At 72.6% G+C, this 14,752-nt stretch carries 15 protein-coding genes; 4 read left to right on the plus strand and 11 right to left on the minus strand.

What is annotated here, in order from left to right:
• Nucleotides 1-33: 33 nt before the first annotated feature.
• Nucleotides 34-1,206, plus strand: coding sequence for a sialidase family protein (locus tag ACZ7L0_RS13890; protein WP_471242667.1), 1,173 nt, complete (start codon nucleotides 34-36; stop codon nucleotides 1,204-1,206).
• Here the strand turns inward: ACZ7L0_RS13890 and ACZ7L0_RS13895 are convergent.
• From ACZ7L0_RS13895 to ACZ7L0_RS13930, 8 genes are all read right to left on the minus strand, one after another.
• Nucleotides 1,203-2,138, minus strand: a complete 936-nt coding sequence (locus tag ACZ7L0_RS13895; RefSeq protein ID WP_471242668.1) for a dihydrodipicolinate synthase family protein — start codon at nucleotides 2,136-2,138, stop codon at nucleotides 1,203-1,205. The genes ACZ7L0_RS13890 and ACZ7L0_RS13895 overlap by 4 nt on opposite strands.
• Complete coding sequence (locus tag ACZ7L0_RS13900; RefSeq protein ID WP_471242669.1) at nucleotides 2,138-3,154, minus strand: oligopeptide/dipeptide ABC transporter ATP-binding protein; 1,017 nt, start codon at nucleotides 3,152-3,154, stop codon at nucleotides 2,138-2,140. Before ACZ7L0_RS13900 ends, ACZ7L0_RS13895 begins: the two co-directional genes overlap by 1 nt.
• Nucleotides 3,151-5,133, minus strand: coding sequence for a dipeptide/oligopeptide/nickel ABC transporter permease/ATP-binding protein (locus ACZ7L0_RS13905; RefSeq protein ID WP_471242670.1), 1,983 nt, complete (start codon nucleotides 5,131-5,133; stop codon nucleotides 3,151-3,153). Before ACZ7L0_RS13905 ends, ACZ7L0_RS13900 begins: the two co-directional genes overlap by 4 nt.
• Nucleotides 5,133-6,092, minus strand: coding sequence for an ABC transporter permease (locus ACZ7L0_RS13910; RefSeq protein ID WP_471242671.1), 960 nt, complete (start codon nucleotides 6,090-6,092; stop codon nucleotides 5,133-5,135). Before ACZ7L0_RS13910 ends, ACZ7L0_RS13905 begins: the two co-directional genes overlap by 1 nt.
• Before the next feature lie 4 nt (nucleotides 6,093-6,096).
• Entirely contained in the window at nucleotides 6,097-7,722 is a 1,626-nt protein-coding gene (locus tag ACZ7L0_RS13915; RefSeq protein ID WP_471242672.1) for an ABC transporter substrate-binding protein, read from the minus strand.
• Between the two features lie 188 nt (nucleotides 7,723-7,910).
• On the minus strand, nucleotides 7,911-8,840 hold the full coding sequence (locus ACZ7L0_RS13920; RefSeq protein WP_471242673.1) for a hypothetical protein: 930 nt from the start codon (nucleotides 8,838-8,840) through the stop codon (nucleotides 7,911-7,913).
• Entirely contained in the window at nucleotides 8,837-9,385 is a 549-nt protein-coding gene (locus ACZ7L0_RS13925; RefSeq protein ID WP_471242674.1) for a SigE family RNA polymerase sigma factor, read from the minus strand. The genes ACZ7L0_RS13920 and ACZ7L0_RS13925 overlap by 4 nt, the downstream gene beginning before the upstream one ends.
• 82 nt (nucleotides 9,386-9,467) lie before the next feature.
• The gene (locus tag ACZ7L0_RS13930) at nucleotides 9,468-10,043 is read right to left on the minus strand and encodes a class I SAM-dependent methyltransferase (RefSeq protein WP_471242675.1); all 576 of its coding nucleotides are present in this window, start codon (nucleotides 10,041-10,043) and stop codon (nucleotides 9,468-9,470) included.
• Between the two features lie 55 nt (nucleotides 10,044-10,098).
• Here ACZ7L0_RS13930 and ACZ7L0_RS13935 point away from each other — a divergent pair, with 55 nt between their 5' ends.
• From ACZ7L0_RS13935 to ACZ7L0_RS13945, 3 genes are read left to right on the plus strand one after another with little or no spacing between them, the layout of a single operon-like run.
• Nucleotides 10,099-10,875, plus strand: coding sequence for an AraC family transcriptional regulator (locus ACZ7L0_RS13935; RefSeq protein WP_471242676.1), 777 nt, complete (start codon nucleotides 10,099-10,101; stop codon nucleotides 10,873-10,875).
• A 35-nt stretch (nucleotides 10,876-10,910) separates the two neighbouring features.
• Nucleotides 10,911-11,657, plus strand: a complete 747-nt coding sequence (recO, locus tag ACZ7L0_RS13940; RefSeq protein ID WP_471242677.1) for a DNA repair protein RecO — start codon at nucleotides 10,911-10,913, stop codon at nucleotides 11,655-11,657.
• A gap of 53 nt (nucleotides 11,658-11,710) precedes the next feature.
• The gene (locus ACZ7L0_RS13945) at nucleotides 11,711-12,562 is read left to right on the plus strand and encodes an isoprenyl transferase (RefSeq protein WP_471242678.1); all 852 of its coding nucleotides are present in this window, start codon (nucleotides 11,711-11,713) and stop codon (nucleotides 12,560-12,562) included.
• Between the two features lie 3 nt (nucleotides 12,563-12,565).
• Here the strand turns inward: ACZ7L0_RS13945 and ACZ7L0_RS13950 are convergent, their stop codons facing one another.
• From ACZ7L0_RS13950 to ACZ7L0_RS13960, 3 genes are all read right to left on the minus strand, one after another.
• The gene (locus tag ACZ7L0_RS13950) at nucleotides 12,566-12,988 is read right to left on the minus strand and encodes a Fur family transcriptional regulator (RefSeq protein ID WP_471242679.1); all 423 of its coding nucleotides are present in this window, start codon (nucleotides 12,986-12,988) and stop codon (nucleotides 12,566-12,568) included.
• A gap of 80 nt (nucleotides 12,989-13,068) precedes the next feature.
• Complete coding sequence (locus ACZ7L0_RS13955) at nucleotides 13,069-13,971, minus strand: metal ABC transporter permease (protein WP_471242680.1); 903 nt, start codon at nucleotides 13,969-13,971, stop codon at nucleotides 13,069-13,071.
• Complete coding sequence (locus tag ACZ7L0_RS13960) at nucleotides 13,971-14,738, minus strand: metal ABC transporter ATP-binding protein (protein ID WP_471242681.1); 768 nt, start codon at nucleotides 14,736-14,738, stop codon at nucleotides 13,971-13,973. The genes ACZ7L0_RS13955 and ACZ7L0_RS13960 overlap by 1 nt, the downstream gene beginning before the upstream one ends.
• Between the last annotated feature and the right edge of the window lie 14 nt (nucleotides 14,739-14,752).

Genomic DNA, 14,752 nt, shown 5'->3' on the forward strand with positions numbered 1-14,752 from the left:
GTCGGGGCCGGTGACTCCGGGCAGCATGAGACCGTGACCCCCCTGAGCCGCGTCCTCCTCGCCGCCACCGTGCTCCTCGTCCCGCTCGCCGCCACCCGGACCGCCCACGCCACCCCCGGCTGCACGTCCTCCGTGCCGTACGTCTCCGGCGAGGGCGGCTACGACACCTACCGCATCCCCGCCGCCGTCACCACCGGCCGGGGCACCGTCCTCGCCTTCGCCGAGGGAAGACACACCGGCGCGGGCGACACCGGTGACATCGATGTCGTACTGCGCCGCTCCACCGACGGCGGCTGCACCTGGGGCCCGCCGCGGGTGGTCGCCGCCGGGCACGGGGACACCCGGGGCAACCCGGCGCCGGTGATCGACCCGCGCACCGGCACGGTCGTGCTGCTGACCTCCTACAACAGCGGTGCCGTGACGGAGGCGCAGATCATGCGCGGCGAGGTCACCCCCGAGCAGAGCCGCCGGGTGTTCGTGCAGCGCAGCCTGGACGACGGGCGGCACTTCACCCGTCCGCGGGACATCACGGCCGCGGTCAAGCCGAACGGCTGGCGCTGGTACGCCACCGGCCCCGGGCACGCCGTCGCGCTCACCCGAGGCCCGCACCGGGGCCGCCTGGTGGTCCCCGCCAACCACTCGGCGGCCCCGCCCGCCGGTTCCCCCGACACCGGCCAGGAGGCCAGGTACTACGGCGCCCACGCGATCCTCAGCGACGACGGCGGGCACACCTGGAAAGTGGGGTTCGTCGACGACACCTACGACGGGGTGGACAACGCCAACGAGAGCACGGCCGCCCAGCTCCCCGACGGCAGGCTGTACTTCAGCTCACGGGACCAGAACGGCACCAGCCCCGGCAACCGCCTCGACACCTACTCCGGCGACGGCGGGCAGACCCTCGAACGGCCCTACGCCGTGCAGCCGACGCTGGACGACGTGCCGGTGGTCCAGGGCAGCGTCCTCCAACTGCCCCGAGGGCCACTGCTGTTCTCCGGCCCGTCCCTGCCCACCGCCCGCCGGGCGATGGCGATCTGGCGCAGCACGGACGGCGGACGGACCTTCACCAAGGCCCTGACGCTGTCCGAACGGCGGGCCGCCTACTCCGACCTCGTACGGATCGACAAAGCCACGGTCGGGATCCTGTACGAGACGGGCAGCACGGGGACGTACGACACCATCGAGTTCCGCAGGCTGGGGCTCTCCTAGAGCAGGCCCGCCGCCGCCAGGAACTTCCCCACCCGCTCGACCTCCTCCGCCGACAGCGGGATCTGCGGCTCGGCGGTCACCGGGCAGTCGATCACGCCCCGCAGGTGCAGCGCCGCCTTGAACGCCCCGATGGCCGAGGAGCTGCCGCCCATCCGGGCCGGATCCCCGACGCCCACCAAGCCGAACAGGGCGCACAGCCGCTCCTGTTCGGCCCGGGCGCCGTCCAGGTCGCCCGCCCGGAACAGGCGGTCGAGGCGGACGTAACCGTGCGGGTCGACGTTGGCGAGGCCGGGCACGGCGCCGTCGGCGCCCAGGGCGAGGGCCGCGTCGACGACGAGTTCGGAGCCGGTGAGCACGCTGAAGCCGCTGATGTCCGGACGGTTCCGGGCGGCGGTCACGACCTCCCGGAAGCCGCCCAGGTCACCGCTGGAGTCCTTCAGCCCGGCCAGCACCCCCTCGGCGGCCAGCTCCAGCACCAGGCCGGCGGGGAGCTTGCTGTGCACGGCGACCGGGATGTCGTACGCGAGGACCGGGACCGGGCTCACGGCGGCGACCCGGCGGTAGTGGCGGGCGATCTCCGCCGGGTGGGTGCGGGTGTAGAAGGGGGCGGTGACGACGACCCCCCGCGCGCCCGCCGCGGTGACCTCGCGCACGTGGTCCAGCACCCGGGACGTGGTCATGTCGATCGCCCCGGCGAGCACCGGGAGCCGGCCGCCGACATGGCCCACCACCGCTTCCACCACCAGCCTGCGCTGCAGGTCGGTCAGGTACGCGGCCTCGGAGGTCGAGCCCAGCAGGAACAGCCCGTGCACCCCGGCCGCCACCAGATGGTCGACCAGCCTGAGCAGCGAGGGGACGTCCACCTCGCGGTCCGGTGTCAGGGGCGTGCAGACGGGCGGTACGACACCGGACAGCGGGGCGGGAAGGTTCATCAAGGCTCCCTGGGATTCTTCTGGCGTACGAGGTCGCGAGTGGACCGGTCCTCCTCCACAGGATGGTGGCAGCGGTAGCGGTGGCCGGGGTCCGACGCGGCCGAGAACCCCGGCATCCGTGCCGCGCACAGCTCGTCGGCGCGCCAGCAGCGGGTGCGGAACGGGCAGCCGCTCGGCGGCCGGGTCGCCGACGGCACCGGGCCGGTGAGCGGGATCGGGTCGATCGGGTCCAGCAGGCCGGGGGTGGCGGAGAACAGGGCACGGGTGTACGGGTGCCGGGAGCGGTCGGTGACCCGGCCGGCCGGGGTCTCCTCGACGATCCGGCCCAGGTACATGGTGATCACGCGGTCGCTCATCCGCCGTACCGTCTGGATGTCGTGCGAGACGAAGACCAGCGCCAGGCCCAGCCGTTCCCTCAGATCGAGGAGCAGGTTGAGGATCTGGGCGCGCACCGACACGTCCAGCGCGCTGGTCGGCTCGTCCGCCACCACCAGGCCGGGGTCCAGCGCCAGCGCCCGCGCGATGGCCACGCGCTGCCGCTGACCGCCGGAGAGCTGTCCCGGCAGCGCGTCGGCGAGGGCCCGGGGGAGCCCCACCAGGGACATCAACTCCCGTACCCGCTCCGTCCGCTGGGCCTTCGTCCCCCGGTTGTGGACGTCCAGCGGGTCGCGCAGGATCCGGCTGACCGGCAGGCGGCGGTTGAGGGCCGTCGACGGGTCCTGGAAGACCATGCCGGTACCGGCCCCGACGGCGGGCCGGCGCTCGGCGGGGGGCATGGACCACAGATCCCGGCCGTGCAGGGACACCGTTCCGGAGGTCGGCCGCTGAATTCCCACCAGCACCTTCGCCAGCGTCGACTTCCCGCAGCCCGACTCGCCCACCACCCCGACCGTCTCGCCGACCCCCACGGCCAGGTCGGCACCGGTCAGGGCGTACACCCGGTCCCGGCGGAACAGACCGCCGCTACGGGCCCGATGCACCACATGGACCCCCGACAGCTCGACGACCGCGCTCACTTCACCGCCCCGCTCTCCGGGCTCTCCGTCGCCGCCGGGTCGGCCACCGGGTGGTGGCAGGCCGTCGTGTGCGCGGGTGTGCCCACCAGGTCCGGGGCCGTCGTACGGCACACCTCGCTCGACAGCGGGCAGCGGTCGGCGAAGCGGCAGCCTGCCGGGAAGTCGGCGGGGGAGGGGACGACGCCCTCGATCTGGGTCAGCCGGTCGGCCGCCGACTCCAGGGACAGCACACTGCCGAGCAGGCCGCGTGTGTAGTGGTGGGCCGGGGCCGCCACCAGGTCGGCGGTCACGCCCGTCTCCACGATCTGGCCGCCGTACATCACCGCCACCCGGTCGGTGACGTCCGCGACCAGCGCCAGGTCGTGCGAGACCAGGACCAGCGCGAAGCCCAGCTCCGCCCGCAGCCGCAGCAGCAGCTCGATGACCTGCGCCTGCACGGTCACGTCCAGCGCGGTCGTCGGTTCGTCGGCGACGATCAGCCGGGGTTCCCGCGACAGCGCCATGGCGATCAGGACCCGCTGGCGCTGGCCGCCGGAGAGTTCGTGGGGGTAGCTGCGCAGGGTGCGCTCGGGGTCGAGGCCGACCATGGTCAGCAGCTCGGCGGGCCCGCGCCGGCCGCCGCGCCGGACGAGCTGCCCGAGCTGGGCGCGGATGGTCATCGCCGGGTTCAGGGAGGACAGCGCGTCCTGGTAGACCATCGCCATCTCATGGCCGAGGAGCCGGCGCCGTACCCGTACCGGCTCGGCGAGCAGGTCCCGCCCACCGAAGCGGACCCGGCCCCTGACCCGGGCGGTCCTCGGCTGGAGGCCCATGACGGTGAGCGCCGTCAGCGACTTCCCGCACCCCGACTCGCCCACCAGCCCCAGGACCTCGCCGGGCCGCACCTCGAAGCTGATCCCGTCCACGATGTCCACGCCCCGGTGGCGGCCCTCGAACCCGATGGCGAGGTTCTCCACCGCCAGCACCGGCGGCGCCCCGGGGTCGGGCAGGGGCCGGGCCCGGGCCCGCAGCCGCCCGGCCGCCTCCGCCAGCCCGGACAGCCGCACCACCTCCCCGCTGCCGGGCTCCGCCGCCCGCGGACGGTCCTCCCGTACGTCCAGGTCCCGGGCCGCCGGTGCCGCCCAGGCGTCCGAGACGCCCTCGGACAGGACGTTCAGCGACAGCACGGTGACCAGCATCAGCAGCCCGGGGAACACGGTCGCCCACCAGCCGCCGGTCAGCACCATGTTCTTGCCGTCCGCGATCACGCTGCCCCACGACGGATCCGGGGGCCGCACCCCCGCGCCGATGAAGGACAGCGACGCCTCGAAGACGATGGCCTCGGCGACCTGGACGGTGCAGAACACCAGCACGGGCGCGGCACAGTTGACGGCCACGTGCCGCAGCACGATGTGGGGCGTACGGGCGCCGATCACGCGTTCCGCAGTGACGTAGTCCTCGCCGTACTGGTCGAGGACGTTCGCCCGGACCACCCGGGCCACCGGCGGGGTGAACAGAAAGGCGATCGCGCAGATCAGCACGGTGATCCCGCCGCCGAACACGGCCACCAGCACCGCGGCCAGCGCGATGCCGGGGAACGCCATCACCACGTCCAGGCAGCGCATCAGCGTCTCGTCGACCCCCTTGCGGGAGGTCGCCGCCACCGCCCCGACCAGCGCCCCCGCCACCAGGGCCAGCACGGTCGCGCCCAGCCCGATCGCCAGCGACCAGCGGGCCCCGTACATCAGCCTGCTGAGGATGTCCCGGCCGAGGCTGTCCTGGCCCATCCAGTGCGCGGCGGACGGGTGCCCGGTGCCGTCGGCGGGCGGCTGCTGGTCGAGCGGGTCGTCCGGGGCGAGGACGGGGGCGAGCAGCGCCGTCAGCACGACGACGGCCAGGAAGCAGACGGCGGCCTTCGACAGCGGGGACAGCCGCCGCCGGCCGCGCAGCCGGACTGCGGGCCGGGAGAGGGCATCGGTCAGACCCTTGCGGGCGGGCATCACGTCGCGTCCCTCAGGCGTGGGTTGACCAGCAGATACAGCAGGTCGATCACCAGGTTGACCACGACGAACCCGGTCGCCGTGGTCAGTACGACCCCCTGGACGACCGCCGGGTCGCCGTTCTGCACCGCGTCGATCATCAGCTTGCCCATCCCGGGCAGTGAGAAGATCGTCTCGATGACCACCGCGCCGCCCAGCAGATAGCCGACCCGCAGTCCGAGCACGGTGAGCGGGTTGATCAGGGCGTTCCTGAGCACGTTCCGCCCGACCACCACCCTCGGCGGCAGTCCGCTGCCGATCGCGGTCCGTACGTAGTCCTTGTCCAGCTCCTCCACCACGGCCGTCCGTACGATCCTGGTCAGCTGCGCGGCCACCGGCAGAGACAGGGCGAACGCCGGGAGCGCCATGGTCCTCAGCCACCCGGTGAGGGAGTCGGCCGGATTGACGTAACCGCCGGCCGGGAACCAGCCCTTGTCCACCGCCAGGTACTGGATCATCAGCAGCGCCAGCCAGAAGCCGGGCGCGGCGACCCCGGTCAGGGACACCACCCGGATGGCCTGGTCGGGCAGCCGGTCCCGGTAGATCGCCGCCGTCACCCCGCCGGCCAGCGACAGCACCACCGCGATGCCGAGCCCGAGGAAGGTCAGCTGCAGGGTGAGCGGCAGCGCGGTGGTGACCTGGTCGACCACCGGCGCCCGGGTCAGGGCGCTGGTGCCCAGGTCGCCGTGGAGCAGGTCGCCGACGAAGTGGACATAGCGGAGGGGGAGCGGGTCGAGGAGGCCGTTGCGCTCCCGGAAGTCGTGCAGCTGCCGGGGTGTCGGGTTGGCGCCCTGGAAGAACGCGGACGCCGGGTCGACGTCCGAGAACCGCATCACCAGGAACACGAACAGCACGATCCCGAGCATCAGCGGCACCAGCAGGGCGACACGGCGGAGCAGGATCCGGACGACCGCGGTCATGCCGCTAGACCCACTTGGCCTGGAGGAGGTTGACACCGGGGTAGGGCTGCGCCCTTATCCCGGTGAGCTTCCTCGGGTCCCAGGCGGTCATCAGCTCGTTGTGCACGACCGGGTAGAGCACGGCCTGCTCGGCGACGACGTCGACGTAGTCCTGGATCATCGCCTTCTTCCGGTCCGGGTCCGGTTCCCGGGTCGCCCGGTCCATGTCCTTGAAGAGCCGTTCGGCGACGGGGTGGTCGGCCCACCGGGTGTACCGCATCCACAGGTTCTCGGGCCCGTAGTTGTAATGCATGATCAGGTCCGCGTCGAGGCCGAACTGGTTCGGGTTCGAGGCGGCGGCGACCACCTGGTAGTCCCGCTTCTGGTCCAGCTTGGTGAAGACGGCCGTGGTCTCCTGCGGGGAGAGGGTCGTCTCGACGCCGATCGCGTCCCAGGAGGACTTGATGGTCGGCAGGCAGTCGACGATCCAGCTGACGTTCACCGCCAGGATGTCGACCTTCAGACGGGTGACCCCGGCGGCCTTCAGCAGCGCCTTCGCCTTGTCCGGGTCGTAGTCGTAGACGGTCTTCGCCCGCCGGTAGCCGGGGTTGCCCTCGTTCAGGAAGGACGACGACGGCCTCCCGTGCCCCTTCAGCGCGACCTCCACCATCTTGCCGGTGTCGATGGCGTAGTGCAGCGCCTGCCGCACCCGTACGTCGTCGAAGGGCCGGTGCCGGGTGTTGAACATCAGGAACAGGTTGTTCATCCCGGCCCCGCCCGCGACCGTCAGCCCGCCCTCTTTGAGCCGCGCGATGTTGGCGTACGGGATGTTGTCGGCGATCTGCGCGCCCGCGCTCGCCCCGGAGATCCGCGCCACGCGGGGTGCCGCGTCCACGATCGTCAGCCAGTTCATCTTCCTGAAGGCGGCCCCGCGCGGCCCGTTGTAGCCGTCGAACGCCTCGAAGGTGGTGTTGGACTTCGGGTGGTGCGCGGTCTGCCGGTACGGTCCCGAGCCCACCGCCAGCCCCTTGATCGCGTCGTCCCAGGCGCCCGGCCGGGAGAACACGTGCTCGGGCATGATCTTGGCCAGGGTGAGCCGGGAGATCCCGTCGGGGAACGGGAACCTGAGCACCAGTTCCACGGTCCGCGCGTCGACCTTCCGCACCTCCTTCAGCCAGCTCGCGAAGAACCCCTTTGCCAGGGTCTGGGTGCCGGGATCGAGGATCCGGTCGAAGACGAAGACCACGTCGTCGGCGGTGACCGGCTTCCCGTCGTGGAACCTCGCCCCCGCCCGCAGCGTGAACCGCCACGACGTGGCGCCGGGATCCTTCGGCACCTCGGTCGCCAGCGCCGCGTACGGCTCGCGGGAGATCGGGTCGGTGTCGAGCAGCCCCTCGTAGATGTGGTTGTTGGCGGCCATGGCGAACGCGGACGCCGTCTGCGTCGGATCCCAGCTGCCGTCGTTGCCGTAGCCGATCACCGCGGTCAGCGTGCGGTCCCCGCCGCCCCCGCCGGTGTCGTTCGTCGACTCCGGGCCGGACGAACAGGCCGCCGGCGACAAGGAGAGGGCGGCGGCGCCCAGCGCGCCGGTGTACTTCAGGAACGACCGGCGGCGCGGCGCCGGCACGTCGGGGGTCACGTCGCGGGTCACGTCGCGCAAGGGTCCTCCAGCGGGGGAGATACGACGTCCTACGTCCGGTCGGTCAGCGTGACCATAGGGGGGTCCGTGGGGGCGGTCAAGGGACCCCACACGAATGGCGTAGCCGCCAGAGGTCGCACCAATGGCACGCCGAGACCGGGGAGTTGACGCAGGTCGGCCGCTGGAGGCCGGGGAGGTTTCTAGGGCAGTGTCCGCTGGTACGACGTGTCGTCGTCGGAGTCGTAGACCAGCTTGCCGCCGGTGTCGTACCCCTTGACGCGCGGGGCCAGGGTGACCTGCCGGTGCAGTTCGCCGGTGGCGACGAACCAGCCGTGGTCCACGACGGCCTCGCTGTCGCCGTCGCCGTAGGAGACCGTCACCTTGGCCACCGACGGCCGTACCGTGCCGATGAGCCCCCACCGGAACGGAATCTTCCAGTTGCCCTTGTCGAGGAACGACTGCTGGTAGAGCTTGCCGCTGTTGATGTCGGCGTACACCGGGTGGTCGGCGTCGCCGGCGGTGCCGCCCACGCTGGTGTTCAGGCCCTGGGCCTCCCCGTCCTTGACGGTGCAGATCAGCCGGGTCTGCTTCGGCCGCTCCTTGACCGCGACGACGTACATGCCGTCGCCGGGCGCGTTGGAGTCACCGGTGCTGCGCATGGCCAGGATGACGCGGTAGTCGTCCGCCGTGCCCAGGTCGGGCGCGCCCGGCCGGGACGTGCCTCCCCGTGGGCGGTCCCGGTCGAAGGCGACGCACTTCGCCAGCCCGTCCGCGGCCTGCTCGAAGGTGATCCCGTCCAGCAGCTGCCCCGCCGTCGCGGGACGCGCGGGCCCGGTCGGCGTCGGCTTCGGGCTCTGCGTGGCGCGTACGGACGGGCCGGACGAGGCGGCGGGGCTCGCGGAGGTCCCCTTCCCGCCCAGCGCGTACGCCCCCACCGGCACCGCCGCCAGCGTCATCAGCGCGGCCCCGGCCACCGCCGCCCGCCGCCGCCGCTCCATCACGCCCCGCCGCCGGATCGAGGGGTACGGCACCGGCGAGGGCCGGATCAGACCGGCGTCCTCGGTCAGCAAGCCCCGAACGCGCGCCTCGAAGTCCGACTCGCTCCCCGTACCCTGCTTCTCCCCGCTCACCTGCTGCCTCCCTGCCCGGACACCGCACGGTCGCGGCCGGGTTCGTCCATCACCCGGGCGAGCCCCGGAAACGTACGCAACTTCGCCAGGCCCTTGGACGCCTGGCTCTTGACCGTGCCGGGGGAGCAGCCGAGCGTCTCGGCGACCTCTCCCTCGGACAGGTCCTCCCAGTACCGGAGCACGATCACCGCCCGCTGCCTGGGCGGCAGTCCGGCGAGCGCCGCCAGCAGCGTCCCGCGCTCGTCGGCCCGGGCCACACCGTCGTCGTGGCCCGCCACGTCGGGCGGCGCGGCGGTCAGCGCCTCCGGGACGCGCCGCTTGCGGAACCGGTCGCTGTTGCAGCTGACCAGGATCCGCCGCACATACGCCTCCGGACGGTCACTGCGCGCGACGCGCCGCCACGACCGGTACGCCTTCGCCAGCGCGGTCTGCGTCAGGTCCTCGGCGTGATGCGCGTCGCCCGTCAGCAGATAGGCGGTCCGCACCAGATGGGACCACCTGGCCCTGACGAACTCCTGGAACTGGGCCTCTTGTTCGGCCTGCATCAGTCACCCCCTCGCCCTCCAGACCACCGGTTCGGCGGAATCGGTTGCCCGGGGGCTCCCCCGGGGGCGCCGGGAGCGGCTGTCAGGGGCGGCGACCGCGGAAGCGTACGACGCCGCCGTCCCGGTGGACGTCGACCGCCACGTCCGTGAAACCGGCCCGCTCCAGCCGGGCCGGGAGTCCGGCCGGGTCCAGGGTGTTCATGGTGTCCCCGATGTGCAGCACCCGGAAGCGCAGCCCGGGCCGGCTGTCGCTGCCTGCGAAGGTGCCGCCGGGGCGCAGCACCCGGAAGGCCTCGGCGAAGATGCGGTCCTGGTGCTCGGCGGTGGGCACGTGGTGGAGCATCGTGAAGCAGACCACGGAGTCGTAGGAGGAGTCGGACAGGGCTCGCAGATCACCGCCGTCCCCGTGCAGGACGCGGACCCTGTCACCCCACGCGCGCTCCAGCAGCCGCACCGTGTCGGCGTCGATCTCCACGGCGGTGAGCCGCGGCACCCTCTCCACGAGGACGCGGAGGTTGGCGCCGTAGCCCGGCCCGATCTCCAGGACGTCGTCGCCGAGGTCCACGTCCTTCAGCGCCCAGGGCAGGATGCGCTCCTCGGTCTTCCGTGCCCACGACTCGGAACTGCAGATCCTGCGGTGTGCTCGGTTCATCGGCATGCCCCGACGCTAGGCGCGCCCGCCTGCTGTCGGCCACGGGCTAGGCTGCCGTCCCATGTCGCCAGACGGACAGCTCCGCCCGTACGACACGGCAGCGCACGGCACGGCCATCCTGGTCGGTCACTTCGTGATGCCCCGGGGCACCTCCTTCCGCGATCACCGGCACCCCGTCCACCAACTGGCCTGCTCCACCCGCGGACTGCTGCGGGTGCGGACCGAGCGGGGCGTGTGGCTGCTGCCGCCGTCGCGGGCCCTGTGGATCCCCGCGCAGGTCCCCCACACCACGGAGTCGGCGGGGGACGCCGTCATGAGCAGCGCCTACGTCGACCCGGCCGGCTGCCCGGGGATCGCCTGGCGGGAGCCGACCGTGGTCACCGTCACCCCGCTTCTGCGCGCCCTGGTCGACCACCTCGCCCGCCCGGACCTGGCGCCGGACGCCCGCTCCCGCGCCGAGGCGGTACTCCTCGACGAACTGCACCCCCTGCCGGTGGCCGGCGTCACCGTCCCCGAGCCCCGCGACCCCCGCGCCCGCGCGGTGGCCCGGGCCCTCACCCGCGACCCCGCCGACGGACGCCCACTCGCCGCCTGGGGCACCAAAGCCGGTGCCTCCGCCCGGACCCTGGCCCGGCTCTTCCTCACCGAGACGGGCCTCCCCTTCGGCCAGTGGCGCGAACGGCTGCGCATGCAGTCCGCGATGCCCCACCTTGCCGAGGGCCTGCCCCTGGAAGCGGTCGCCCGAAGGGTGGGCTACTCCTCCGCCAGCTCCTTCGCGGCGGCGTTCCGGAGGGTCGTGGGGGTCACGCCGCGGGGCTATTTCCCCGGGCGTGAGTGAGAAGGGCACCGCCCGCGTGGGTGAGAATGGACCCCATGAGTCTGTTCCGCGACGACGGCATCGTGCTGCGCACCCAGAAGCTGGGTGAGGCGGACCGGATCATCACCCTGCTCACCCGGGGGCACGGGCGGGTGCGGGCGGTGGCCCGGGGGGTGCGGCGGACGAAGTCGAAGTTCGGGGCGCGGCTGGAGCCCTTCTCCCATGTGGACGTGCAGTTCTTCGCGCGGGGGAGCGAGCTGATCGGGCGCGGGCTGCCGCTGTGCACGCAGAGCGAGACCATCGCTCCGTACGGGGGCGGGATCGTCAGCGACTACGCCCGCTACACCGCGGGGACCGTCATGCTGGAGACCGCCGAGCGGTTCACCGACCACGAGGGCGAGCCCGCGGTGCAGCAGTACCTCCTGCTGGTCGGGGCGCTGCGGACCCTCGCCCGCGGCGAGCACGCACCCCATCTCGTCCTCGACGCCTTCCTCCTGCGCTCCCTCGCCGTCAACGGCTACGCCCCGAGCTTCGGCGACTGCGCGAAGTGCGGGATGCCCGGACCGAACCGGTTCTTCTCGGTGGCGTCGGGCGGTTCGCTGTGCGTGGACTGCCGGGTGCCCGGAAGCGTCGTACCGTCGCCGGCGACCCTGGAACTGCTCGGTGCGCTGCTTACGGGAGACTGGGAGACCGCGGACGCGTGCGAGCCGCGGCACGTCCGGGAGGGGAGCGGGCTGGTGTCCGCCTACCTGCACTGGCACCTGGAGCGCGGGCTGCGCTCGCTCAGGTACGTAGAGAAGTAGCACGCAAGCAGAACCGCAAGCGGTACCGCACCACCGAGGGAGACGAGAAGCACATGGTCGTACGCGGGATCCTGGGACGCCAGCGCCGCGAGTACAGGGCGCCCGAGCCGCACCCGTCCGGCGCCCGTGCGCCGAAGCTCCCGGGTGAGCTCGTCCCCACCCATGTGGCGATCGTCATGGACGGGAACGGGCGCTGGGCGAAGGAGCGCGGGCTGCCGAGGACGGAGGGGCACAAGGTCGGGGCCGAGCGCGTGCTGGACGTGCTGCAGGGCGCGATCGAGGTCGGCGTCGGATCCATCTCGCTGTACGCCTTCTCCACCGAGAACTGGAAGCGCTCGCCCGACGAGGTGCGCTTCCTGATGAACTTCAACCGCGACTTCATCCGCAAGACCCGCGACCAGCTCGACGCACTGGGCATCCGGGTGCGCTGGGTGGGCCGGATGCCCAAGCTGTGGAAGTCGGTCGCCAAGGAGCTGCAGATCGCCCAGGAGCAGACCAAGGACAACGACCGGCTCACGCTGTACTTCTGCATGAACTACGGCGGCCGGGCCGAGCTCGCGGACGCCGCGAAGGCGCTGGCGGAGGATGTGCGGGCGGGTCGTCTCGACCCCTCCAAGGTGACCGAGAAGACCATCCAGAGGTACCTGTACTACCCGGACATGCCGGACGTGGACCTCTTCCTGCGGCCGAGCGGCGAGCAGCGCACCTCCAACTACCTTCTCTGGCAGAGCGCGTACGCCGAGATGGTCTTCCAGGACGTGCTGTGGCCGGACTTCGACCGCCGGGACCTCTGGCGCGCCTGCGTCGAGTTCGCCTCCCGCGACCGCCGGTTCGGCGGCGCCGTGCCCAACGAGCAACTGCTCGCCATGGAACGGGACATGCGGGGCCGCCCGGAGACTTCCTAGGGCTCAGGCCTGCCGCTGCGTCGTCGCGCACTCCGCGCAGGTGCCGAAGATCTCCACCGTGTGGGCCACGTTGACGTAGCCGTGCTCCGCCGCGATGGCCTCCGCCCACTTCTCGACCGCGGGGCCCTCGACCTCGACCGCCTTGCCGCAGGTGCGGCAGACGAGGTGGTGGTGGTGTTCGCCGGAGGAGCAGCGGCGGTAGACGGACTCGCCGTCGGAGGTGCGCAGGACGTCCACCTCGCCGGCGTCGGCGAGGGACTGGAGGGTGCGGTAGACCGTGGTCAGACCGACCGAGTCGCCCTTGTGCTTGAGCATGTCGTGGAGGTCCTGAGCGCTGCGGAACTCGTCGACCTCGTCGAGGGCTGCCGCCACGGCGGCACGCTGCCGGGTGGCGCGGCCCTTCACGGGCGGTCCAGCGGTCGTCACCGGTTCCTCCTTCGTCGGCTCATCCACGCCTCACGTCTCACGCTGACCCGGGCCATTGTGCCAGCCCGGCCTGTGCGCGGTCAGACGCCGACCTCGTCGGTGGTCCCCCGGGTGGCCGGAATCGAGCACTCCGCCGGGTCTGCGCCGGGGTGCGCGGCGGCGGCGGCCCGGGCGCGGCGCCGGGCCAGCGGAGCGGCGAGCACGGTCATGGCGATGAAGGCCGCGATGGTCAGCAGGACGATCGTCGCGCCGGGCGGTACGTCCTGGTAGTACGAGGTGACCGTGCCGCTGATGGCCACGGTCACGCCGATCGCGACGGCGATGACGAAGGTCGCCGCGAAGCTCCGGGTGAGCTGCTGCGCGGCGGCGACCGGCACCACCATCAGCGCGGAGACCAGGATCAGGCCGACCACCCGCATGGCCACGGTGACCGTGACGGCGGCGGTGACCGCCGTGAGCAGGTTCAGGGCGCGGACCGGGAGGCCGGTGACCCGCGCGAACTCCTCGTCCTGGCTGACCGCGAACAGCTGGCGCCGCAGCCCCAGGGTCACCACGATCACGAACGCGGCCAGCACGGAGATGGCGGTCACGTCGGAGGGGGAGACCGTCGACAGCGAGCCGAACAGATACGAGTTCAGGTTGGCGTTGGAGCCGCCCGGCGCGAGGTTGACGAACATCACGCCGCCGGCCATGCCGCCGTAGAAGAGCATGGCGAGGGCGATGTCGCCGCGCGTCTTGCCGTACCAGCGGATCAGCTCCATCAGCACCGAGCCGAGCGCGGAGACGGCGGTCGCCATCCACACCGGCGAGGTGCCCAGCAGGAAGCCGAGGCCGACGCCGGTCATGGCGACGTGCCCGATGCCGTCGCCCATCAGGGGCTGGCGGCGCTGGACGAGGTAGATGCCGATCGCGGGGGCGGTGACGCCGACGAGGACGGCGGCGAGGAGCGCCCGCTGCATGAAGGCGTAGTCGAGGAGTTCCATCAGCTCAGCAGTCCCGTGCGGATCGGTTCGGTGCCCGCCGGCGCGTGCGGGTGGACGTGGTCGTGGCCGGGCAGGGCGTGCTGGCCGACGGCGCGCGGGGGCGGGCCGTCGTGGGTGACGCAGCCGTCGCGCAGGACGACCGCCCGGTCGATCAGGGGCTCCAGGGGGCCCAGTTCGTGCAGCACGAGGAGGACCGTCGTACCGGCCGCGACCTGCTCGCGGAGGGTCTCGGCGAGCACCTCCTGGCTGGCCAGGTCGACGCCCGCCATCGGCTCGTCCATGATCAGCAGTTCGGGCTCGGCGACCAGGGCGCGGGCGATCAGCACCCGCTGGTGCTGGCCGCCGGAGAGGGCGGTGACGCAGTCCTTGGCCCGGTCCGCCAGGCCGACCAGCTCCAGGGCCCGTCGTACGGCCTCGTGGTCGGTCTTGCGGAAGAGGCCGAAGCGGGTGCGGGACAGGCGGCCCGAGGAGACGATCTCGGTCACGGTCGCCGGGACGCCGCCCGCGGCCGTGGTGCGCTGCGGTACGTAGCCCACGCGCGCCCAGTCCCGGAAGCCGCGGCGCGGGGTGCCGAACAGCTCGATCTCGCCCGCGCCGACCGGCACCTGGCCGATGATCGTGCGGATCGCCGTCGACTTGCCGGAGCCGTTCGCGCCGAGCAGCGCGACGACCTCACCGCGGCGCACGGTGAGGTCGATGCCGCGCAGGACGGGGCGCGAGCCCAGCTCGGCGCGTACGCCGCGCAGCGTGATGACGGGCTCGCCCATGACGTCGTCCTCCG

This window comes from Streptomyces sp. NPDC039424, from assembly GCF_055639495.1.

Coding starts and splice junctions, on each gene's coding strand:
- ACZ7L0_RS13895 (WP_471242668.1), bottom strand. CDS start 2,138: ATGAACCTTCCCGCCCCGCTGTCCGGTGTCGTACCGCCCGTCTGCACG.
- ACZ7L0_RS13905 (WP_471242670.1), bottom strand. CDS start 5,133: ATGCCCGCCCGCAAGGGTCTGACCGATGCCCTCTCCCGGCCCGCAGTC.
- ACZ7L0_RS13910 (WP_471242671.1), bottom strand. CDS start 6,092: ATGACCGCGGTCGTCCGGATCCTGCTCCGCCGTGTCGCCCTGCTGGTG.
- ACZ7L0_RS13925 (WP_471242674.1), bottom strand. CDS start 9,385: ATGCAGGCCGAACAAGAGGCCCAGTTCCAGGAGTTCGTCAGGGCCAGG.
- ACZ7L0_RS13930 (WP_471242675.1), bottom strand. CDS start 10,043: ATGCCGATGAACCGAGCACACCGCAGGATCTGCAGTTCCGAGTCGTGG.
- ACZ7L0_RS13935 (WP_471242676.1), top strand. CDS start 10,099: ATGTCGCCAGACGGACAGCTCCGCCCGTACGACACGGCAGCGCACGGC.
- recO (WP_471242677.1), top strand. CDS start 10,911: ATGAGTCTGTTCCGCGACGACGGCATCGTGCTGCGCACCCAGAAGCTG.
- ACZ7L0_RS13945 (WP_471242678.1), top strand. CDS start 11,711: ATGGTCGTACGCGGGATCCTGGGACGCCAGCGCCGCGAGTACAGGGCG.
- ACZ7L0_RS13955 (WP_471242680.1), bottom strand. CDS start 13,971: ATGGAACTCCTCGACTACGCCTTCATGCAGCGGGCGCTCCTCGCCGCC.
- ACZ7L0_RS13960 (WP_471242681.1), bottom strand. CDS start 14,738: ATGGGCGAGCCCGTCATCACGCTGCGCGGCGTACGCGCCGAGCTGGGC.